This window comes from Plantibacter sp. ME-Dv--P-095, assembly GCF_030209365.1.
Classification (GTDB): domain Bacteria; phylum Actinomycetota; class Actinomycetes; order Actinomycetales; family Microbacteriaceae; genus Plantibacter.
Map to the genome: position 1 here is coordinate 233,947 of NZ_JARVSB010000007.1, position 18,271 is coordinate 252,217.

Sequence of the window (18,271 nt, forward strand, 5' to 3'; positions counted from 1 at the left end):
GCGGTGACGTGAAGGAGGAAGAGAAATGGTGGAGTCGATCGCCCGCGTGCGACACATCCGCGTCACCCCCCAGAAGGCCCGTCGTGTCGTCGCGCTCATCCGTGGCAAGCAGGCTCAGGAGGCCTTGGCCATCCTGAAGTTCGCACCGCAGAGTGCTAGCGAGCCCATCTACAAGCTCGTTGCCTCGGCCATCGCGAACGCTCGCGTCACGGCCGACAAGGACAACGTGTTCCTGGACGAGCAGGACCTGTACATCGCGAAGGCGTACGTCGATGAGGGTGCAACCCTCAAGCGTTTCCGTCCCCGCGCACAGGGCCGCGCGTTCCGCATCCTCAAGCGCACCAGCCACATCACCGTCGAGCTCTCGACGCCTGATGAGACTGCCGGCGCTGCCAAGGCCAAGAAGGTGAGCAAGTAATGGGTCAGAAAGTCAATCCATACGGCTTCCGTCTGGGAATCACGACCGACCACGTGTCGCGTTGGTTCTCCGACAGCACGAAGAAGGGTCAGCGTTACAGCGACTTCGTCGCGGAAGACGTCAAGATCCGCCGTCTGCTGGCGACCTCGCTCGACCGCGCTGGAGTCAGCCGCATCGAGATCGAGCGAACCCGTGACCGCGTCCGCGTCGACATTCACACCGCCCGTCCGGGCATCGTGATCGGTCGTCGTGGCGCCGAGGCCGAGCGCATCCGTGCCGACCTCGAGAAGCTCACGAAGAAGCAGATCCAGCTGAACATCCTCGAGGTCAAGAACCCCGAGGCCGACGCTCAGCTCGTCGCACAGGGCATCGCCGAGCAGCTCTCCGCACGTGTGGCCTTCCGCCGCGCGATGCGTAAGGGCCTGCAGGGCGCCCAGCGCACGTCCACCGTCAAGGGTGTCCGTATCCAGGTGTCCGGCCGTCTCGGCGGCGCTGAGATGAGCCGTTCCGAGTTCTACCGCGAAGGCCGTGTGCCGCTGCACACGCTCCGCGCGAACATCGACTACGGCTTCTACGAGGCGAAGACCACGTTCGGCCGCATCGGCGTGAAGGTCTGGATCTACAAGGGCGACATCACCAACAAGGAGCTTGCTCGCGAGCAGGCCAACCAGAAGTCGACGCGTCCCGAGCGCCGTGACGGTGGCGACCGCCCCCGTCGCAACGCCGGTCCGAGCAGCGCCCCCAAGGCAGCTGTCGAGGCGCCCGCCGCCGCAGGAGTTGAGGCATAACCATGTTGATCCCACGCAAAGTCAAGCACCGGAAGCAGCACCACCCCGGCCGTTCCGGCCAGGCAACCGGTGGCACCAAGGTGTCGTTCGGTGAGTACGGCATCCAGGCCCTGACGCCCGCTTACGTGACCAACCGTCAGATCGAGTCCGCTCGTATCGCCATGACGCGTCACATCAAGCGCGGCGGCAAGGTGTGGATCAACATCTACCCCGACCGTCCGCTGACCAAGAAGCCCGCCGAAACCCGCATGGGTTCCGGTAAGGGTTCGCCCGAGTGGTGGGTCGCGAACGTCAAGCCGGGTCGTGTGCTGTTCGAGGTCGCCGGAGTCGATGAGACCCTGGCCCGCGAGGCGCTCACCCGTGCAATCCACAAGCTGCCCCTCAAGGCACGCATCATCAAGCGCGAGGAGGGCGACGCATAATGGCGATCGGATCCAAGGAGCTCACCCCCGTCGAGCTCGACACCTTTGAAGACCAGCGCCTCGTCGAGGAGCTCCGCAAGGCCAAGGAAGAGCTGTTCAACCTGCGCTTCCAGTCGGCCACGGGACAGCTCGAGAACCACGGCCGCCTGCGCGCCGTGAAGCGCGACATCGCTCGCATCTACACGGTCATCCGTGAGCGCGAGCTCGGCATCCGGGCCACGCCGACCGTCGAGGTCGTCGAGGCCAAGGCCGAGAAGAAGACCAAGAAGGCCAAGGCCGCACCGAAGTCCGAGGACACCGCTGCAGCCGACGCCGAGACCACGAAGGAGGCCTAGACATGGCTACCGCTACTGACAAGGCCCCCGAGGGTCACGAGTCGGCCGAGCACGACGTCAAGGACGCCGCTGCTCGTGGCTACCGCAAGACCCGTCGTGGTCTGGTGACCAGCGACAAGATGGAGAAGACCATCGTCGTCGAGGTCGAGGACCGCGTGAAGCACCCGCTCTACGGCAAGGTCATCCGCCGCACCTCCAAGGTCAAGGCTCACGACGAGGCGAACTCCGCCGGTATCGGCGACCTCGTCCTGATCAGCGAGACCCGCCCGACCAGCGCCACCAAGCGCTGGCGCCTGGTCGAGATTCTCGAGAAGGCCAAGTAGGCCTCGCGGCTTACTGAGAGGAAAGCGAACAATGCTTCAGCAAGAATCACGAGTCAAGGTCGCCGACAACACCGGTGCCAAGGAGCTCCTGACCATTCGTGTGCTCGGTGGCTCCGGCCGCCGCTACGCGGGTCTCGGTGACACCATCGTCGCGACCGTCAAGGACGCGATCCCCGGTGGCAACGTCAAGAAGGGCGACGTCGTCAAGGCGGTCATCGTCCGCACCCGCAAGCAGACCCGTCGTCCCGACGGTTCCTACATCAAGTTCGACGAGAACGCCGCTGTCATCCTGAAGGCTGACGGGGACCCCCGTGGTACCCGCATCTTCGGACCGGTCGGTCGCGAGCTTCGTGACAAGAAGTTCATGAAGATCGTCTCGTTGGCGCCGGAGGTTATCTAAGTCATGGCAAAGATCAAGAAGGGCGACCTGGTTCAGGTCGTCTCCGGCCCGAAGCAGGACCGCGGTGGTTACCGCGGCAAGCAGGGTCGCGTCATCGAGGTCCTGGCGGACAAGAACCGGGTGATCGTGGAGGGCGTCAACTACGTCACGAAGCACTCCCGTGTCGGCCAGACCCAGCGTGGGACGAAGACCGGCGGCATCGAGACCGTCGAGGCTTCGATCCACATCTCCAACGTCGCGCTCGTCGACCCGGAGACCAAGGGCCCGACGAAGGTCGGCCACCGCAACGAGGAAGTCACGAAGGACGGCGTCACCAAGACGGTCCGCGTTCGTTACGCCAAGAAGTCAGGTAAGGACCTCTAATGACCGACACAGAAGTGGCGACTGGCAAAATCCAGCCCCGTCTCAAGCAGAAGTACCGCGCTGAGATCCTTCCGCAGCTGCAGAAGGACTTCGGCTTCACGAACGTGCACCAGGTGCCCGGTCTCGTGAAGGTCGTCGTCAACACCGGTGTGGGCGAGGCAGCCCGCGACAGCAAGGTCATCGACGGCGCTGTTTCGGACCTCACCAAGATCACCGGCCAGAAGCCGCAGGTCACCAAGGCTCGCAAGTCCATCGCGCAGTTCAAGCTGCGCGAGGGTCAGCCCATCGGCGCTCACGTCACGCTTCGTGGCGACCGCGCCTGGGAGTTCCTGGACCGCCTGCTGAGCCTCGCTCTTCCGCGTATCCGCGACTTCCGCGGCCTCTCGGACAAGCAGTTCGACGGCAACGGCAACTACACCTTCGGTCTCCAGGAGCAGTCCATGTTCCACGAGATCGACCAGGACAAGATCGATCGCGTCCGCGGCTTCGACATCACCGTCGTGACCACGGCCAAGAACGACGACGAGGGTCGCGCGCTGCTCAAGGCGCTCGGCTTCCCGTTCAAGGCAGCTGAGTCCAAGTAGGCTGAGCTTCTGCCCGGTCCTCGGTGTATGTCGAGGACCGGGCTTCCGCCCGTTCGGGGCGCTCCTGCCCAGAACGGTTCAACCACCACAGGTCGGCACCCTTGCACAGGATGTCGAAACCTGGTGAACAAAGGAAACACTCGATATGACCATGACAGATCCGGTCGCAGACATGCTGACCAGACTGCGCAATGCGAACTCGGCGCACCACGACACCGTGTCGATGCCGCACTCCAAGCTCAAGGTGAACATCGCCGAGATCCTCAAGTCCGAGGGCTACATCTCCGGCTGGGAGGTCGCAGACGCGGCCGTCGGACAGACGCTCTCGCTGAGCCTCAAGTTCGGCCCGAACCGCGAGCGCTCCATCGCCGGCATCAAGCGCGTCTCGAAGCCCGGCCTCCGCGTCTACGCGAAGTCGAACGAGATCCCCAAGGTCCTCGGCGGCCTCGGCGTCGTCATCCTGTCCACCTCCAGCGGACTCCTCACGGACCGCCAGGCCGAGAAGAAGGGCGTGGGTGGGGAAATCCTCGCCTACGTGTGGTAGCCAGTCATGTCTCGTATTGGAAGACTCCCCATCGACATCCCGGCAGGCGTCACCATCGACGTCGCCGGCCAGAACGTCACCGTCAAGGGCCCGAAGGGTGAGCTCTCGCTCGTCGTCGCCAGCCCCATCGAGGTCAAGCTCGAAGACGCACAGTTGCTGGTCACGCGTCCCGACGACGAGCGCAACTCGCGTTCGCTCCACGGCCTGACCCGCACGCTCATCGCGAACCAGATCATCGGCGTCACCCAGGGCTACTCCAAGGGCCTCGAGGTCGTCGGTACCGGTTACCGCGTCGCACAGAAGGGCAGCGCCGTCGAGTTCGCGCTCGGCTTCTCGCACCCCGTCACCGTCGAGCCGCCGGTCGGCATCACGCTGACCGTCGAGGGCAACAACAAGCTCACGGTCGCCGGTATCGACAAGCAGGCCGTCGGCGAGGTCGCCGCCAACATCCGTAAGATCCGCAAGCCCGAGCCGTACAAGGGCAAGGGCGTGCGCTACGCCGGCGAGATCGTGCGTCGCAAGGCCGGAAAGGCTGGTAAGTAACCATGGCTCGTCCAACGAAGACTGCCGCACGTGGCCGTCGCCACGCGCGTCTGCGCAAGAAGGTCGAGGGCACCGCGGTCCGTCCGCGCCTCGTCGTCAACCGTTCAGCCCGTCACGTGTTCGTGCAGGTTGTCGATGACACGAAGGGTCACACCCTCGTCTCCGCCTCGACCATGGAGGACACCCTCCGGACGTTCGACGGCGACAAGACCGCCAAGTCGCGCAAGGTCGGCGAACTCATCGCCGAGCGTGCAAAGGCAGCCGGCATCGAAGATGTCGTATTTGACCGTGGAGGCAACCGCTACGCAGGTCGCGTGGCAGCAATTGCCGATGGTGCTCGAGAGGGCGGATTGAACCTGTGAGCGAAGACAACAAGCAGCTGCAAGAGCCTGTCGCAACCGTGGCCGAGGCCCCGGTCGAGACCGCGGCGTCGACGGCACCGACCGGTGACCGCGAGCCGCGCGAGGCGCGTCGCGGAGGCCGTGAGCGCAACCCGAACCGCGACCGCGGAAGCCGCGACAGCGACAAGAGCCAGTTCCTGGAGCGCGTCGTGACCATCAACCGTGTCTCGAAGGTCGTGAAGGGTGGTCGTCGCTTCAGCTTCACCGCCCTCGTGGTCGTCGGAGACGGCAACGGCATGGTCGGCGTCGGCTACGGCAAGGCCCGCGAAGTGCCCCTCGCGATCGCGAAGGGCGTCGAGGAGGCGAAGAAGAACTTCTTCCGCGTCCCGCGCGTCGGTTCGACCATCCCGCACCCCACCCAGGGTGAGGCGGCAGCCGGTGTGGTGCTCCTGCGCCCCGCCGCCGCCGGTACCGGTGTCATCGCCGGTGGTCCGGTCCGCGCCGTCCTCGAGTGCGCCGGTATCCACGACGTCCTGAGCAAGTCGCTCGGTTCGTCCAACACGATCAACATCGTCCACGCGACCGTCACGGCGCTGAAGCAGCTCGAGGAACCTCGTGCCGTTGCAGCTCGTCGTGGTCTCGAGTTCGACCAGGTCGCTCCGGCCCGTCTGCTCCGCGCAGAGGCAGAGGCCGTTCAGGCGGCCGCTGCTGCGAAGGTAGGTGCCTGATGGCCCAGCTGAGGATCACCCAGATCAAGGGCAGAATTAGTGAGAAGCAGAACCAGCGCGACACGCTTCGCAGCCTGGGGCTCCGTCGCATCGGTGCTGTCGTCGTCCGTCCGGACAACGCACAGAACCGCGGCTACGTGAACACTGTTGCTCACCTCGTACAGGTTGAGGAGATCGACTAATGGCTGAGAAGAACGAAACCACTGAGGAGAAGGCCCCCAAGGCCGCTGCGAAGGCAGCTCCGAAGACGGCCGCTGCGAAGTCCGAGCCGAAGGCGAAGGCGGCCCCCAAGGCTGCTGCTGCCAAGAAGCCCGCGACGGACGAGCCCGCCGAGAAGCGCGAGCAGGTCCTGAAGGTCCACCACCTCCGTCCCGCCGCCGGTGCCAAGAAGGCCCGGATGCGCGTCGGTCGCGGTGAGGCGTCCAAGGGTAAGACCGCTGGTCGCGGTACCAAGGGTACGAAGGCCCGCTACAACGTCAAGGTCGGCTTCGAGGGTGGGCAGATGCCGCTGCACATGCGCACCCCGAAGCTCCGTGGCTTCAAGAACCCCTTCCGCGTCGAGTACCAGGTCGTGAACCTGGAGAAGCTCGCCGAGCTGTACCCCAAGGGTGGCGACGTCACCACGGTCGACCTCGTCGCCAAGGGTGCCGTCCGGAAGAACGAGAAGGTCAAGGTTCTCGGAAACGGTGACATCTCGGTTAAGCTGAATGTCGCGGTCGACAAGGTCTCCGGCTCAGCTGAGCAGAAGATCGTGGCAGCCGGGGGCAGCGTCAAGTAGCCCTCGGCCGGCTCCGCACAGGAGCTCACTCGGGTGGCCGGCATCATGCCGGTCACCCGGGCCGACCCCGCACCATCCCACAGGAGGCCCCTTTTGTTCACCGCCATCGGCCGGATCTTCCGGACCCCGGATCTTCGTCGGAAGATCGGGTTCACACTCGGAATCATCGCCATCTATCGGCTCGGGTCCTTCATCCCAGCTCCGTTCGTGAACTTCCCGAACGTGCAGCAGTGCCTCGCGAACCAGCAGGCAGCCGGAGCTTCGGGCCTCTACGAGCTCGTCAACCTCTTCAGCGGTGGCGCTCTCCTCCAACTCTCCATCTTCGCGCTGGGCATCATGCCCTACATCACCGCGTCGATCATCGTCCAGCTGCTCCGCGTGGTCATCCCGCACTTCGAGACGCTGCACAAGGAAGGCCAGTCCGGCCAGGGCAAGCTGACGCAGTACACCCGCTACCTGACGATCTTCCTCGGCATCCTCCAGTCGACGACGCTGATCACGGTCGCGAAGAGCGGTGCGCTCTTCGGGAACCAGGGCGGCGTCTGCGCCGACCTCATCACCGCCCAGGGCGGCACCTGGTACGGCATGCTCCTCATGGTCGTCACCATGACGGCCGGCACCGGCCTCGTCATGTGGATGGCCGAGCTCGTCACCGAGCGTGGTGTCGGCAACGGCATGTCCCTCCTCATCTTCACCTCGATCGCCGCGACCTTCCCCGGTTCGCTCGCCGCCATCTGGACTGCGAAGGGACCGGAGGTCTTCCTCCTCGTCCTCGCCGTCGGGCTGGTCATCGTCGGGCTCGTCGTGTTCGTCGAACAGTCGCAGCGCCGCATCCCCGTGCAGTACGCCAAGCGCATGGTCGGACGCCGCACCTACGGCGGCAACAACACCTACATCCCCATCAAGGTCAACATGGCCGGTGTGGTGCCCGTCATCTTCGCGTCGTCGATCCTGTACCTGCCGGCCCTCATCGCGCAGTTCAACCAGCCGACGACCGGTACGCCGGCGCCGTGGGTCCTCTGGATCCAGCAGTACCTCACCAAGGGCGACCACCCGCTGTACATGCTCATGTACTTCCTGCTCATCGTCGGGTTCACCTACTTCTACGTCGCGATCACCTTCAACCCAGAAGAGGTCGCCGACAACATGAAGAAGTACGGCGGCTTCATCCCCGGCATCCGCGCGGGTCGCCCGACGGCCGAGTACCTCGACTACGTGCTGACACGGGTCACGCTCCCCGGCTCGATTTATCTGGGGTTGATCGCGCTCCTGCCACTCATCGCTCTGGCGCTCGTCGGCGCGAATGCGAACTTCCCCTTCGGCGGCGCATCGATCCTCATCATCGTCGGCGTCGGCCTCGAGACGGTGAAGCAGATCGACTCGCAGCTCCAGCAGCGCCACTACGAAGGACTCCTGCGTTGAGCGCGTCCGGAAAGCCCCGTCTGCTCATCGTCGGTCCTCCCGGGTCCGGCAAGGGCACGCAGGCAGCCTTCCTGTCGGAGCGCTTCGGCATCCCGGCGATCTCGACCGGAGACATCTTCCGCGCGAACATCAAGGGCGGCACGCCGCTCGGCAAGCAGGTCCAGGAGCTCGTCCGCGGGGGCGGCTACGTCCCGGACTCGTTGACCAACGAGATCGTGCGCGACCGCCTGCACCAGCCGGACGCCCTCGACGGGTTCCTGCTCGACGGGTACCCGCGCACGACCGACCAGGTCGTCGCGCTCGACGCGCTCCTCGCGGAGAACGGCACGAGTCTCGACGCGGTCGTGCAGTTGCAGGCCGAGACGGAGGAGGTCGTCGTCCGGTTGCTGAAGCGTGCTGAAGCGGAAGGTCGCCCCGACGACACCGAAGAGGTCATCCGTCACCGGCTCGAGCTGTACGCGAAGGAGACGGCTCCGCTGATCGAGGTCTTCACCGCGCGCGGACTCGTCGTCGCCGTGGACGGACTCGGTGAGGTGTCCGAGGTGACCGCCCGGATCGATGCCGCGTTGGCAGCTCGCGGCATCATCGTGCCCGCCGTCTGACGCAGAACGCCTCCAGTACGGTGTTCCGGAAGTCGATTTACAAGACCCCCGAGCAGATGCGCGCGATGATCGCGCCCGGGCTCGCCACGGCGGCGTCGCTCGACGCGGTCCGCGAACGGATCGCTCCCGGAGTCATGACCCTGCAGCTCGACGCGGTGGCGGAGGCGGCGATCATCGCTGCCGGCGGCCACTCCAACTTCAAGCTCGTCCCGGGATACCGGCACACGGTCTGCACCTCGGTGAACGACGACGTCGTGCACGGGATCCCCGGCGGCCGGGTCCTCGCTCCCGGTGACATCGTCTCGGTCGACAGCGGGGCGGAGATCGACGGCTGGAACGGCGATTCGGCGATGACCATCGTCCTGCCCGACCCGAGCCGTCCGGAACTCGTCGCCGAGCGCGAGCGGTTGTCGGCCGTGACCGAAGGGTCGCTGTGGGCCGGCATCGCCGAACTCGCGACGGCGCGTCACCTCAATCAGGTCGGTGCGGCGATCGAGGAGTACGTCGAGGACCATTCCCCTAAGGGACGTCCGTACGGCATCCTCACCGATTACGTCGGTCACGGCATCGGTCGCACGATGCACGAGGCACCGCCGGTCTTCAACTACCGCGTCCGCCAGCGCGGCCCCGAGGTGAAGCCCGGGCTCGTCGTGGCCATCGAGCCGATGGTGGTGGCGGGGAGCCCCGACACCTTCGTCCGCGACGACGAATGGACGGTCGCCACGCTCGACGGTGCGGCTGCCGCGCACTGGGAGCACAGCGTGGCCGTGCACCGCGACGGCATCTGGGTGCTGACGGCGCCAGATGGCGGCGCTGCCGCCCTGGCCGCGTTCGGCGTCACACCGGTCCGCCCCGCCTGATCACCGCGCTGCCGGCGTCGGCTGCGCCACCGGTAGAGTTGCTCGTCATGAGTGCTCCGATCGTGTTCCTGCTCGACGTCCTGCCAGCAGACGCCGTGGCCGACGAGGCGACGCTCGAAGCGTCGATCACCTCCGGCGGTGACGGCTCCGGTGTCCTGAGCGTCTTCGACCTGGGGCCGGCACGCGGCGACGGGATCTTCGAGACGATCGGTGTGGTCGGGCGCCACGCGCAGTCGGTCGACGCGCACCTCGCCCGGCTGACCGAATCGGCGGCCATCCTCGACCTGCCTGCGCCGAACCACGCGCAGTGGCGGACGGCTGTCGATCGCGCGGTCGCAGCGCTCCCGGACGCCGAGCAGAGCGCGGTGCGTCTCGTCCTCACCCGGGGGAGCGGTGAGCGTCCGACGGCCTGGGTCTCGGCGACACCGGCGAGCGGATTCCCGGAACGAGCGGACGGGATCGAGGTCGTGCTCCTGGATCGTGGCCTGTCGAGTGACGTCCAGGAGCGGTCGCCCTGGCTGCTCGCGGGCGCGAAGACGCTCTCGTACGCGGTCAACATGGCCGCCCTCCGGGAGGCGCACCGTCGTGGCGCGGACGACGTGCTCTTCGTGAGCAGCGACGGGTTCGTGCTCGAGGGGCCGACCTCGACCGTGGTCGCCCGGATCAGGGGCACCTTCGTCACGCCGCCCGCGTCGAGCGGGATCCTCCCCGGCACCACGCAACTGGCGCTCTGGGAGTACCTCGAAGCCGAGGGACACCCGTGTGAACACCGCATGCTGACCCCGGACGATGTGATGCAGGCCGATGCGGTGTGGTTGCTGTCGAGCGTGCGGCTGGCCGCCCCCGTCGCAGCCGTCGACGGCCGGCCGGTCGGCATCGACCGAGGACTCACGGCGGAGCTGAACGCCGCCCTCCTCGCGCGGACCGAGTGACGACGGGCGCCTCTCGACGTTGAGTTGGTGAAACGCCGAAACATAGCATAGAATCGATCTTTGGTGCTTTCTGCATGCCTTCGGCGAGCCGACATCCGCACCGCAATCCATCCGCACGACCAGTGCGACTCAACCTGAGCGACAGTGAGGCTATGGCCAAAAAAGACGGCGTCATCGAGATCGAGGGCCAAGTGGTCGAGGCTCTGCCCAACGCGATGTTCCGCGTTGAGCTGACCAACGGACACAAGGTACTTGCCCACATTTCGGGCAAAATGCGTCAGCACTACATCCGCATCCTCCCAGAGGACCGCGTGATCGTGGAACTGACCCCCTACGACCTGACCCGTGGTCGGATCGTCTACCGCTACAAGTAGGTCGCGCTGTAAGTAACGGCCGGACGCGCCGCCACCAACCGGTGTCGGGCCCGGCACGACGACAGCGAAAAGAGAGAACTATGAAGGTCAAGCCCAGCGTCAAGAAGATCTGCGACAAGTGCAAGGTCATCCGTCGCAACGGCCGCGTCATGGTCATCTGCGAGAACCCGCGCCACAAGCAGCGCCAGGGTTGATCTCAGAGGACCTGCAGCACGCAGCCCTAAGCACCACAGCAGCACCCCTCTAACGGCAGTTCCATATCCTGCAACGCGCAAGCGCGGCGGGGGACACCTCGGGTCGGAGGCCCGAGCACCGGAATTGCTCCACACCTCCACAACTCCTAGGAGAAGCCACCATGGCACGTCTCGCCGGCGTAGACATCCCACGCGACAAGCGCGTGGAAGTTGCACTGACGTACATCTACGGTGTTGGCCGCACGCGGTCACTCAAGACCCTCGCCGACACCGGCATCAGCGGAGACATCCGCGTGAAGGATCTCACCGATGACCAGCTGATCGCCCTGCGCGATTACATCGAGGGCACCTTCAAGGTCGAGGGTGACCTCCGCCGTGAGGTCGCCGCCGACATCCGCCGCAAGGTGGAGATCGGGTCCTACCAGGGCATCCGTCACCGTCGTGGCCTTCCGGTCCACGGCCAGCGCACCAAGACCAATGCGCGCACCCGCAAGGGCCCGAAGCGCACCGTCGCCGGCAAGAAGAAGGCCCGCTAGGCCCCGCCTAGTCGCCTCGTCATAGGACTCAGGAGATATTCATGGCAGCACCAAAGTCGGCCGTTCGGAAGCCGCGTAAGAAGGAAAAGAAGAACATCGCCGTGGGCCAGGCCCACATCAAGTCGACGTTCAACAACACGATCGTCTCGATCACCGACCCCTCGGGCGCGGTCATCAGCTGGGCTTCGTCCGGTGGCGTCGGCTTCAAGGGTTCGCGCAAGTCGACCCCGTTCGCCGCACAGCTCGCCGCCGAGTCGGCTGCGCGTCAGGCGCAGGAGCACGGCATGAAGAAGGTCGACGTCTTCGTCAAGGGACCGGGCTCCGGCCGCGAGACCGCGATCCGTTCGCTCCAGGCCGCAGGCCTCGAGGTCGGATCGATCAACGACGTCACGCCTCAGGCACACAACGGTTGCCGCCCCCCGAAGCGTCGCCGCGTCTAATTCCTTCGGTTCACCGGCCGTGATCCGTCCGTGGCGATCATCTGATCGCCGCGGACGGATCACGGCATGGTCCTGGTGACCAGGGCCAGCGAACACAATTCAATACCTCGCCAACGCAAGTGTCATATAGCGGACACTTAGCCGAAAGGAATCCATAGTGCTCATCGCACAGCGCCCTACGCTCACCGAAGAATCCATCTCGGAGTTCCGCAGCCGGTTCATCATCGAGCCGCTCGAGCCAGGCTTCGGGTACACCCTCGGGAACTCGCTCCGTCGCACCCTGCTGTCGTCCATCCCGGGCGCCGCAGTCACGAGCATCCGCATCGACGGTGTGCTGCACGAGTTCAGCACCATCCCCGGTGTCAAGGAAGACGTCACCGAGATCATCCTGAACATCAAGGGTCTCGTCGTCTCCAGCGAGCACGACGAGCCGATCACGGCGTACCTCCGCAAGACCGGCGCAGGCCAGGTCACCGCGGCCGACATCTCGGCTCCGGCCGGTGTCGAGGTCCACAACCCGGACCTGGTCATCGCGACGCTCAACGACAAGGCGAAGTTCGAGCTCGAGCTCACGATCGAGCGTGGCCGTGGCTACGTCTCGGCGACGCAGAACCGCAACGAGTTCAGCGAAGCCGGTCAGATCCCCGTCGACTCGATCTACTCGCCCGTCCTCAAGGTCACCTACCGCGTCGAGGCGACTCGTGCCGGTGAGCGCACCGACTTCGACCGCCTGGTCGTCGACGTCGAGTCGAAGCCGGCGATCACGCCGCGCGACGCCATCGCGTCGGCCGGTCGCACGCTGACCGAGCTGTTCGGTCTGGCCCGCGAGCTCAACACCGCCGCAGAAGGCATCGAGATCGGCCCCGCGCCGGTCGACGCCGTGCTGCCCGGCGAGCTCTCGATCCCGATCGAGGACCTCGACCTCTCCGTGCGCTCGTACAACTGCCTCAAGCGTGAGGGCATCAACAACGTCAGCGAGCTCGTCGCGCTGTCGGAGACGCAGCTCATGAACATCCGCAACTTCGGTCAGAAGTCGGTGGATGAGGTTCGCGACAAGCTCACCGAAATGGGCCTCTCGCTGAAGGACTCGGTCCCCGGGTTCGACGGCGCCCACTTCTACAGCGGCTACGACGACGAGACCGTCTCCTAGCTCGCGATCCACCTGACGACTTTCCAACCTGAAGAGAGACAAGAATGCCTACTCCCACCAAGGGACCCCGCCTCGGAGGCGGCCCCGCTCACGAGCGTCTGCTGCTCGCCAACCTCGCTGCTGCGCTGTTCACCCACAAGCGCATCCAGACCACCGAGACCAAGGCGAAGCGTCTTCGTCCGCTCGCTGAGCGCCTGATCACCTTCGCGAAGCGTGGCGACCTGCACGCCCGCCGTCGGGTGCTCGCGACCATCACCGACAAGAGCGTCGTCCACGAGCTCTTCACGGAGATCGCTCCGCTCGTCGCCGACCGTCAGGGCGGCTACACGCGCATCATCAAGACCGGCTACCGCAAGGGCGACAACGCTCCGATGGCCGTGATCGAGCTCGTCCTCGAGCCCGTCACGCCGAAGGCGAAGCCGGCCAAGCAGTCGGCGAAGCACGCCGCAGCGCCGGTCGACGAGGCTCCTGCCGAGGAGACGCCCGCTGCCGCCGAGGCCGAGGTCGAGGCTGCTGAGGCAGTCGAGGCAACGGAGACCGACGGCGAGTCGGTCGACGCCGGCGAGACCACCGACGAGGCTCCCGCGAAGGACGCCAAGTAGGTTCGGCACCACACCAACGGAACCCCGCTCTCCGCACGGAGGGCGGGGTTCCGTCGTTCCCGGGCACGTTTCGACGGTGTCCTAGGCTGGAGGTATGAGTACCACTCCTGCCGTTCCGGCCGGCCAGCCAGCCGGTCCGCAGCACCCCGAGATCACGCAGTGGCGTCCGGCGGAGCGCGCGGACATCGACGACATCGTCGCGCTGTGCCGCGCGATGGACCCCTTCGACAACCCCCACCGGGTGACGAGCCGTGACGAGATCGCCGACGAGTTCGATCACGAGTGGATCGACATGGCGACCGACAGTCTGCTCGCGTTCGCCGAGGACGGGACGCTCGTCGCCTACGCGATGGTGATCCTGTCGCCGTCGAGGGACGTCTCCGTGTACTCCTACGTGTTCGGCGGCGTGCACCCCGCGTGGCGCGAGCGTGGGATCGGTCGTGTCCTGCTCGCCTGGTCCCTCAAGCGGTCCGAGCAGCAGCTGGCCTCGGTGGAGGCGGGCGCTCCGGCCTCCTCGCGGGCCTACGTCGACGAACGCAACACCGCGGCGGCGCGGTTGTTGGAGCGGTTCGGGTTCGGCGTGGCACGCTACTTCACCATCATGGAGCGCGACCTCTCCCGGCCGGTCGAGGAGATCGACGTCCCCGCCGGCGTCACGCTCGAGGAGTACCGGCCCGAGTTCGCCGATCGCACGCGCGACGCACGGAACGACTCCTTCCGCGACCACTGGGGGAGCCTCGAGACGGTTCCGGCGATGTGGGCGCAGTTCGTGGGCGGCGCACACTTCCGAGACGACCTCTCGGTGGTGGCGGTCGCCGACGACGGACGGGTCGTCGGGTTCACCCTGGCGGAGGTCGACGAGGACAGCTGGTCTGCTCAGGGCTTCACGAGCGCCTACATCGCCCTGGTGGGTACCGTCCGCGACTGGCGCGGGCGGCGCCTGGCTCCGGCCCTCCTCGCCGCGGCACTCCGACGGATCCAGGCGGCCGGTCTGGAGCGGGCGACGCTCGAGGTCGACACGGCCAGTCCGACGGGAGCGCTCGGGCTCTACGAACGGCAGGGGTTCGTCGCGACGACGCGTGATCTGGCGTACGTCCGTGAGCGGTGACGCGTCCGAGGCGGAGGGTGTCCTTCCGGCGCAGCGGTTCAAACTCGCGATCGCCTACGACGGGACGGACTTCGCCGGGTGGGCGAAGCAACCCGGCCTGCGGACGGTCGAGGGCGTCCTCGAGGAGGCGCTCTACCGGGTGCTCGGGAAGACCGTTCCACCCGTGCCGCGGTTCGTGGTAGCAGGCCGCACCGACGCCGGTGTCCACGCATCGGGCCAGGTGGCGCACCTCGACCTGACCGAACCCCAGTTGGCGAAAATCACCCGCCTGCAGGGCCGCCACGCGGAGTTCCCCGACGGCTCTCCGCGTTTCGAGAGCGCGAGCACCCTGCTGGCCCGGCGACTGAACGGCGTCCTCGGGATGGATCGCGACGTGGTCATCCACGCGGCCGAGCCGGCTCCGGAGGGCTTCGACGCGCGGTTCTCCGCCGTCTGGCGTCATTACCGGTACCGGCTCGCAGACGCCGGCGTGCGCAAGGATCCGATCGTCCGCCGCACCACGAGCTGGACGACCTCCTCACTCGACCTCGAGCTGCTCCAGCAGGCGGCGGCGTCCCTCGTCGGACTCCACGACTTCCAGGCTTACTGCAAGCCGCGACCTCGGGCCACGACCATCCGCACCCTGCAGGCCTTCAGCTGGGAACGCGACGACGCGGGTGTGCTCGTCGCCCGACTCACCGCCGACGCGTTCTGCCACAGCATGGTCCGTTCGCTCGTCGGTGCCTGCGTCGCCGTGGGGGAGGGGCGTCTGTCGCTCGAGGAGGTCGTCCGGCTCCGGGACGGCGGGCACCGGGAGATCGACTTCCGGGTCATGCCGGCGCGGGGACTGACCCTCGTCGACGTCGGGTATCCGGAGCCCGGTCTCTTGCAGTCCCGCGCGGCGACGACCCGGCAGCGGCGGAGCCACGAACACGTCGCGGCGGGCGCCGACTGATCGCGGGTGTGAATTGACCGACGAGGGGTGATCACGTAGACTCTCCCGTTGGTGCCTGCGCCTTCTGCGGTGCGGTACCCGAAGTTGAGCCCTCCACCTCGGGCGTTCCGATCGGAACTCCCAACAGGAGCGGGATTCACGAACGACCAACTCCGACCAGAAAGCAGCACTATTGTGACGCGCACGTATTCCCCGAAGGCCAGTGAGATCACGCACGACTGGGTCGTCATCGACGCCACCGACGTGGTCCTCGGCCGCCTGGCCAGCCACGCCGCAGCGCTCCTGCGCGGCAAGCACAAGGCGACCTTCTCCCCGCACATGGACGGTGGCGACTTCGTCATCATCGTCAACGCAGACAAGGTCGCCCTCACCGGCGCCAAGCTCCTGCAGAAGAAGGCCTATCGCCACTCCGGTTACCCGGGCGGGCTCTCGGCCGTCACCTACGCCGAGCTCCTCGAGAAGAACCCGATCCGCGCCGTCGAGAAGGCGATCCGCGGCATGCTGCCGAAGAACTCCCTCGGCCGCGACCAGCTGAAGAAGCTCAAGGTCTACACCGGCAGCGAGCACCCTCACGCCGCTCAGCAGCCCAAGCCGTTCACGCTCGACCAGGTCGCCCAGTAAGCACCGGACAAGAAAAAAGGATTTTACAGTGGCGAACATCGCAGATTCCATCGAAGAGACCCCGCAGAGCTACTCCACCGAGTCGGCTCCTGAAGCAGCTGTCACCGCGCCTCGCGCCGTGCTGAGCGTCCCCGGCGCAGCCGTCGGTCGCCGCAAGCAGGCCATCGCCCGCGTGCGCCTCGTCCCCGGCAGCGGCACCATCACGGTCAACGGCCGCACGCTCGAGGACTACTTCCCGAACAAGCTGCACCAGCAGCTCATCAACGACCCGTTCACCGTCCTCGACCTGGTCGGCGGCTACGACGTCATCGCACGCATCTCCGGTGGTGGCCCCTCGGGCCAGGCCGGTGCGCTGCGTCTCGGCATCGCGCGCTCGCTCAACCAGATCGACGAGGAGAACAACCGCGCCACGCTGAAGAAGGCCGGCTTCCTCTCCCGCGACGCTCGCGTCAAGGAGCGCAAGAAGGCCGGACTCAAGAAGGCCCGTAAGGCTCCGCAGTTCTCGAAGCGCTAATCGCGCTCAGGACAAGCGAAGCTCAATGCCTCAGCTGTTTGGTACCGACGGTGTTCGCGGTCTCGCGAACGCCGACCTGACGGCAGACCTCGCTCTCGGCCTTGCCCAAGCCACCGCAGTGGTGCTTGGGCAAGGCCGTAGTGCTGAGGCCCGCCGTGCCGCCGGGAAGCGTCCGGTCGCCGTGCTCGCACGCGACCCCCGCATCTCCGGCGAGTTCCTGTCCGCCGCCGTCGCGGCGGGCCTGGCGTCCTCGGGCGTCGACGTGCTCGAGGCAGGCGTCCTGCCGACGCCCGCGACGGCGTTCCTCATCGCCGACATCGACGCCGACTTCGGCGTGATGATCTCCGCCTCGCACAACCCCGCGCCCGACAACGGCATCAAGATCTTCGCCCGTGGTGGCACCAAGCTCCCCGACGCCGTGGAGCGCCGGATCGAGGAATACCTCGACCGCCCCAAGCTCAGCCCGACCGGTGCCGACGTCGGTCGCATCGTCCGGTTCGCCGACGCCGAGGACCGCTACGTCGTCCACCTGCTCGGCAGCCTGCCCAACCGCCTGGACGGCATCCACGTCGTCCTGGACTGTGCGCACGGCGCTGCCGCCGGCGTGTCACCGGAGACCTTCCGCGACGCCGGCGCGCGGGTCACGATCATCGGCAACGACCCCGATGGCATGAACATCAACGACGGGGTCGGCTCGACGCACCTCGACCTCCTGTCACGGGCGGTCCTCGAGCACGGCGCCGATCTGGGCATCGCGCACGACGGCGACGCGGACCGGTGCCTGGCGGTCGACGCCGACGGCAAGATCGTCGACGGCGACCAGATCATGGCGATCCTCGCGGTCTCGATGCAGGAGCGCGGCAAGCTCAAGGACGACACGCTCGTCGCGACCGTCATGAGCAACCTCGGATTGCACGTGGCCATGCGGGAGCACGGCATCACGGTCGTGCAGACCGGTGTGGGCGACCGCTACGTCCTCGAGGCGATGAACGAGCACGCCTACTCGCTGGGCGGTGAGCAGTCGGGCCACGTCATCATGGCCGACTACGCGACCACCGGCGACGGCATCCTCACGGGCCTGCACATCGTGGCCGAGATGGCGCGCACCGGCAAGACCCTCGCCCAGCTCGCCGAGGTCATGCAGGTGTACCCGCAGATCCTCGTCAACGTCACGGGCGTCGACCGCAACCGACTCGTCGGCGACGAGGTCGTCGACGTCGCGGTCCGCGACGCGGAGGCCGAGCTCGGCGACGAGGGCCGTGTGCTCCTGCGTCCGTCGGGCACGGAACCGCTCGTCCGGGTCATGGTCGAGGCGGCCGACCAGCCGACGGCGGACCGCTTGGCCCATCGTCTCGCCGACGTCGTCCGCGAACGACTCGCCATCTGAGTCGTCCGGCGGCGGGCCGGTGGGTCCA

General features: G+C 66.7%; 29 protein-coding genes. All 29 read left to right on the forward strand.

From position 1 onward, the window contains the following. Positions 1–25 precede the first annotated feature (25 nt). The 29 genes from rplV to glmM all read left to right on the forward strand — a co-directional run bounded on the left by rplV (position 26) and on the right by glmM (position 18,243). The gene (gene rplV, locus QRN26_RS11015; protein ID WP_056008137.1) at positions 26–418 is read left to right on the forward strand and encodes a 50S ribosomal protein L22; all 393 of its coding nucleotides are present in this window, start codon (positions 26–28) and stop codon (positions 416–418) included. Next, a complete protein-coding gene (rpsC, locus tag QRN26_RS11020) occupies positions 418–1,206 on the forward strand; it encodes a 30S ribosomal protein S3 (protein WP_056008134.1) in 789 nt (262 codons plus the stop codon). The genes rplV and rpsC overlap by 1 nt, the downstream gene beginning before the upstream one ends. Positions 1,207–1,208: 2 nt before the next feature. Next, positions 1,209–1,628 carry a 50S ribosomal protein L16 gene (rplP, locus tag QRN26_RS11025; RefSeq protein WP_056008131.1) on the forward strand — a complete coding sequence of 140 codons (420 nt, stop codon included), beginning with the start codon at positions 1,209–1,211 and terminating at the stop codon, positions 1,626–1,628. After that, on the forward strand, positions 1,628–1,963 hold the full coding sequence (gene rpmC / locus QRN26_RS11030) for a 50S ribosomal protein L29 (RefSeq protein ID WP_056008128.1): 336 nt from the start codon (positions 1,628–1,630) through the stop codon (positions 1,961–1,963). The genes rplP and rpmC overlap by 1 nt, the downstream gene beginning before the upstream one ends. A gap of 2 nt (positions 1,964–1,965) precedes the next feature. After that, entirely contained in the window at positions 1,966–2,286 is a 321-nt protein-coding gene (gene rpsQ / locus QRN26_RS11035) for a 30S ribosomal protein S17 (RefSeq protein ID WP_056008125.1), read from the forward strand. Positions 2,287–2,317: 31 nt separating this feature from the next. Further along, the gene (gene rplN / locus QRN26_RS11040; RefSeq protein ID WP_056008123.1) at positions 2,318–2,686 is read left to right on the forward strand and encodes a 50S ribosomal protein L14; all 369 of its coding nucleotides are present in this window, start codon (positions 2,318–2,320) and stop codon (positions 2,684–2,686) included. A 3-nt stretch (positions 2,687–2,689) separates the two neighbouring features. After that, entirely contained in the window at positions 2,690–3,049 is a 360-nt protein-coding gene (gene rplX / locus QRN26_RS11045) for a 50S ribosomal protein L24 (protein ID WP_056008121.1), read from the forward strand. Then, positions 3,049–3,633, forward strand: coding sequence for a 50S ribosomal protein L5 (gene rplE / locus QRN26_RS11050; RefSeq protein ID WP_056008119.1), 585 nt, complete (start codon positions 3,049–3,051; stop codon positions 3,631–3,633). The genes rplX and rplE overlap by 1 nt, the downstream gene beginning before the upstream one ends. 145 nt (positions 3,634–3,778) lie before the next feature. Further along, complete coding sequence (gene rpsH, locus QRN26_RS11055; RefSeq protein ID WP_056008118.1) at positions 3,779–4,177, forward strand: 30S ribosomal protein S8; 399 nt, start codon at positions 3,779–3,781, stop codon at positions 4,175–4,177. Between the two features lie 6 nt (positions 4,178–4,183). Beyond that, the gene (rplF, locus tag QRN26_RS11060; RefSeq protein ID WP_056008113.1) at positions 4,184–4,720 is read left to right on the forward strand and encodes a 50S ribosomal protein L6; all 537 of its coding nucleotides are present in this window, start codon (positions 4,184–4,186) and stop codon (positions 4,718–4,720) included. A gap of 2 nt (positions 4,721–4,722) precedes the next feature. After that, positions 4,723–5,082 (forward strand): 50S ribosomal protein L18, encoded by a 360-nt coding sequence (gene rplR, locus QRN26_RS11065; protein ID WP_056008110.1) that lies wholly within the window; start codon positions 4,723–4,725, stop codon positions 5,080–5,082. Continuing rightward, entirely contained in the window at positions 5,079–5,789 is a 711-nt protein-coding gene (gene rpsE / locus QRN26_RS11070; RefSeq protein WP_056008107.1) for a 30S ribosomal protein S5, read from the forward strand. Before rplR ends, rpsE begins: the two co-directional genes overlap by 4 nt. Continuing rightward, complete coding sequence (gene rpmD / locus QRN26_RS11075) at positions 5,789–5,971, forward strand: 50S ribosomal protein L30 (RefSeq protein WP_079001710.1); 183 nt, start codon at positions 5,789–5,791, stop codon at positions 5,969–5,971. Before rpsE ends, rpmD begins: the two co-directional genes overlap by 1 nt. Beyond that, on the forward strand, positions 5,971–6,567 hold the full coding sequence (gene rplO, locus QRN26_RS11080; RefSeq protein ID WP_082455896.1) for a 50S ribosomal protein L15: 597 nt from the start codon (positions 5,971–5,973) through the stop codon (positions 6,565–6,567). The genes rpmD and rplO overlap by 1 nt, the downstream gene beginning before the upstream one ends. 93 nt (positions 6,568–6,660) lie before the next feature. Continuing rightward, positions 6,661–7,989, forward strand: coding sequence for a preprotein translocase subunit SecY (gene secY, locus QRN26_RS11085; RefSeq protein ID WP_056008105.1), 1,329 nt, complete (start codon positions 6,661–6,663; stop codon positions 7,987–7,989). Then, entirely contained in the window at positions 7,986–8,591 is a 606-nt protein-coding gene (locus QRN26_RS11090; RefSeq protein WP_285036759.1) for an adenylate kinase, read from the forward strand. Before secY ends, QRN26_RS11090 begins: the two co-directional genes overlap by 4 nt. A 20-nt stretch (positions 8,592–8,611) precedes the next feature. Next, complete coding sequence (map, locus tag QRN26_RS11095; RefSeq protein WP_285036761.1) at positions 8,612–9,451, forward strand: type I methionyl aminopeptidase; 840 nt, start codon at positions 8,612–8,614, stop codon at positions 9,449–9,451. A 47-nt stretch (positions 9,452–9,498) separates the two neighbouring features. Next, a complete protein-coding gene (locus QRN26_RS11100) occupies positions 9,499–10,383 on the forward strand; it encodes an aminodeoxychorismate lyase (RefSeq protein ID WP_285036763.1) in 885 nt (294 codons plus the stop codon). A 152-nt stretch (positions 10,384–10,535) separates the two neighbouring features. Further along, positions 10,536–10,757: a translation initiation factor IF-1 gene (infA, locus tag QRN26_RS11105; protein ID WP_017885304.1), complete on the forward strand. Its 222-nt coding sequence runs from the start codon at positions 10,536–10,538 to the stop codon at positions 10,755–10,757. A gap of 80 nt (positions 10,758–10,837) precedes the next feature. After that, positions 10,838–10,951, forward strand: a complete 114-nt coding sequence (gene rpmJ / locus QRN26_RS11110; protein WP_021759549.1) for a 50S ribosomal protein L36 — start codon at positions 10,838–10,840, stop codon at positions 10,949–10,951. A gap of 161 nt (positions 10,952–11,112) precedes the next feature. Then, positions 11,113–11,487 carry a 30S ribosomal protein S13 gene (rpsM, locus tag QRN26_RS11115; protein ID WP_056008097.1) on the forward strand — a complete coding sequence of 125 codons (375 nt, stop codon included), beginning with the start codon at positions 11,113–11,115 and terminating at the stop codon, positions 11,485–11,487. 41 nt (positions 11,488–11,528) lie between these two features. Further along, the gene (gene rpsK / locus QRN26_RS11120) at positions 11,529–11,927 is read left to right on the forward strand and encodes a 30S ribosomal protein S11 (RefSeq protein ID WP_056008094.1); all 399 of its coding nucleotides are present in this window, start codon (positions 11,529–11,531) and stop codon (positions 11,925–11,927) included. Between the two features lie 157 nt (positions 11,928–12,084). Continuing rightward, positions 12,085–13,077 carry a DNA-directed RNA polymerase subunit alpha gene (locus QRN26_RS11125; RefSeq protein WP_056008091.1) on the forward strand — a complete coding sequence of 331 codons (993 nt, stop codon included), beginning with the start codon at positions 12,085–12,087 and terminating at the stop codon, positions 13,075–13,077. A 44-nt stretch (positions 13,078–13,121) separates the two neighbouring features. Continuing rightward, on the forward strand, positions 13,122–13,679 hold the full coding sequence (gene rplQ, locus QRN26_RS11130; RefSeq protein WP_056778745.1) for a 50S ribosomal protein L17: 558 nt from the start codon (positions 13,122–13,124) through the stop codon (positions 13,677–13,679). A 94-nt stretch (positions 13,680–13,773) separates the two neighbouring features. Further along, the gene (locus QRN26_RS11135) at positions 13,774–14,787 is read left to right on the forward strand and encodes a GNAT family N-acetyltransferase (protein WP_285036765.1); all 1,014 of its coding nucleotides are present in this window, start codon (positions 13,774–13,776) and stop codon (positions 14,785–14,787) included. Beyond that, positions 14,777–15,721, forward strand: a complete 945-nt coding sequence (gene truA, locus QRN26_RS11140) for a tRNA pseudouridine(38-40) synthase TruA (RefSeq protein WP_285036767.1) — start codon at positions 14,777–14,779, stop codon at positions 15,719–15,721. Before QRN26_RS11135 ends, truA begins: the two co-directional genes overlap by 11 nt. 174 nt (positions 15,722–15,895) lie before the next feature. Further along, positions 15,896–16,342, forward strand: coding sequence for a 50S ribosomal protein L13 (gene rplM, locus QRN26_RS11145; RefSeq protein ID WP_056008079.1), 447 nt, complete (start codon positions 15,896–15,898; stop codon positions 16,340–16,342). A 28-nt stretch (positions 16,343–16,370) separates the two neighbouring features. Next, positions 16,371–16,856 (forward strand): 30S ribosomal protein S9, encoded by a 486-nt coding sequence (gene rpsI, locus QRN26_RS11150; protein ID WP_056008076.1) that lies wholly within the window; start codon positions 16,371–16,373, stop codon positions 16,854–16,856. Between the two features lie 25 nt (positions 16,857–16,881). After that, entirely contained in the window at positions 16,882–18,243 is a 1,362-nt protein-coding gene (gene glmM / locus QRN26_RS11155) for a phosphoglucosamine mutase (protein WP_285036770.1), read from the forward strand. Positions 18,244–18,271 lie beyond the last annotated feature (28 nt).

Bases quoted from the DNA above. Each gene is read 5' to 3' on its own strand.
- rplF (WP_056008113.1), top strand. From the start codon at position 4,184: ATGTCTCGTATTGGAAGACTCCCCATCGACATCCCGGCAGGCGTCACC.
- rplV (WP_056008137.1), top strand. From the start codon at position 26: ATGGTGGAGTCGATCGCCCGCGTGCGACACATCCGCGTCACCCCCCAG.
- rplE (WP_056008119.1), top strand. From the start codon at position 3,049: ATGACCGACACAGAAGTGGCGACTGGCAAAATCCAGCCCCGTCTCAAG.
- rplR (WP_056008110.1), top strand. From the start codon at position 4,723: ATGGCTCGTCCAACGAAGACTGCCGCACGTGGCCGTCGCCACGCGCGT.
- QRN26_RS11135 (WP_285036765.1), top strand. From the start codon at position 13,774: ATGAGTACCACTCCTGCCGTTCCGGCCGGCCAGCCAGCCGGTCCGCAG.
- rplQ (WP_056778745.1), top strand. From the start codon at position 13,122: ATGCCTACTCCCACCAAGGGACCCCGCCTCGGAGGCGGCCCCGCTCAC.
- glmM (WP_285036770.1), top strand. From the start codon at position 16,882: ATGCCTCAGCTGTTTGGTACCGACGGTGTTCGCGGTCTCGCGAACGCC.
- rpsC (WP_056008134.1), top strand. From the start codon at position 418: ATGGGTCAGAAAGTCAATCCATACGGCTTCCGTCTGGGAATCACGACC.
- rpsM (WP_056008097.1), top strand. From the start codon at position 11,113: ATGGCACGTCTCGCCGGCGTAGACATCCCACGCGACAAGCGCGTGGAA.
- rplP (WP_056008131.1), top strand. From the start codon at position 1,209: ATGTTGATCCCACGCAAAGTCAAGCACCGGAAGCAGCACCACCCCGGC.
- rpsH (WP_056008118.1), top strand. From the start codon at position 3,779: ATGACCATGACAGATCCGGTCGCAGACATGCTGACCAGACTGCGCAAT.
- rplO (WP_082455896.1), top strand. From the start codon at position 5,971: ATGGCTGAGAAGAACGAAACCACTGAGGAGAAGGCCCCCAAGGCCGCT.
- rpsQ (WP_056008125.1), top strand. From the start codon at position 1,966: ATGGCTACCGCTACTGACAAGGCCCCCGAGGGTCACGAGTCGGCCGAG.
- rpsK (WP_056008094.1), top strand. From the start codon at position 11,529: ATGGCAGCACCAAAGTCGGCCGTTCGGAAGCCGCGTAAGAAGGAAAAG.
- rpmD (WP_079001710.1), top strand. From the start codon at position 5,789: ATGGCCCAGCTGAGGATCACCCAGATCAAGGGCAGAATTAGTGAGAAG.
- rplX (WP_056008121.1), top strand. From the start codon at position 2,690: ATGGCAAAGATCAAGAAGGGCGACCTGGTTCAGGTCGTCTCCGGCCCG.
- rplN (WP_056008123.1), top strand. From the start codon at position 2,318: ATGCTTCAGCAAGAATCACGAGTCAAGGTCGCCGACAACACCGGTGCC.
- infA (WP_017885304.1), top strand. From the start codon at position 10,536: ATGGCCAAAAAAGACGGCGTCATCGAGATCGAGGGCCAAGTGGTCGAG.
- rpmC (WP_056008128.1), top strand. From the start codon at position 1,628: ATGGCGATCGGATCCAAGGAGCTCACCCCCGTCGAGCTCGACACCTTT.
- rpmJ (WP_021759549.1), top strand. From the start codon at position 10,838: ATGAAGGTCAAGCCCAGCGTCAAGAAGATCTGCGACAAGTGCAAGGTC.
- QRN26_RS11100 (WP_285036763.1), top strand. From the start codon at position 9,499: ATGAGTGCTCCGATCGTGTTCCTGCTCGACGTCCTGCCAGCAGACGCC.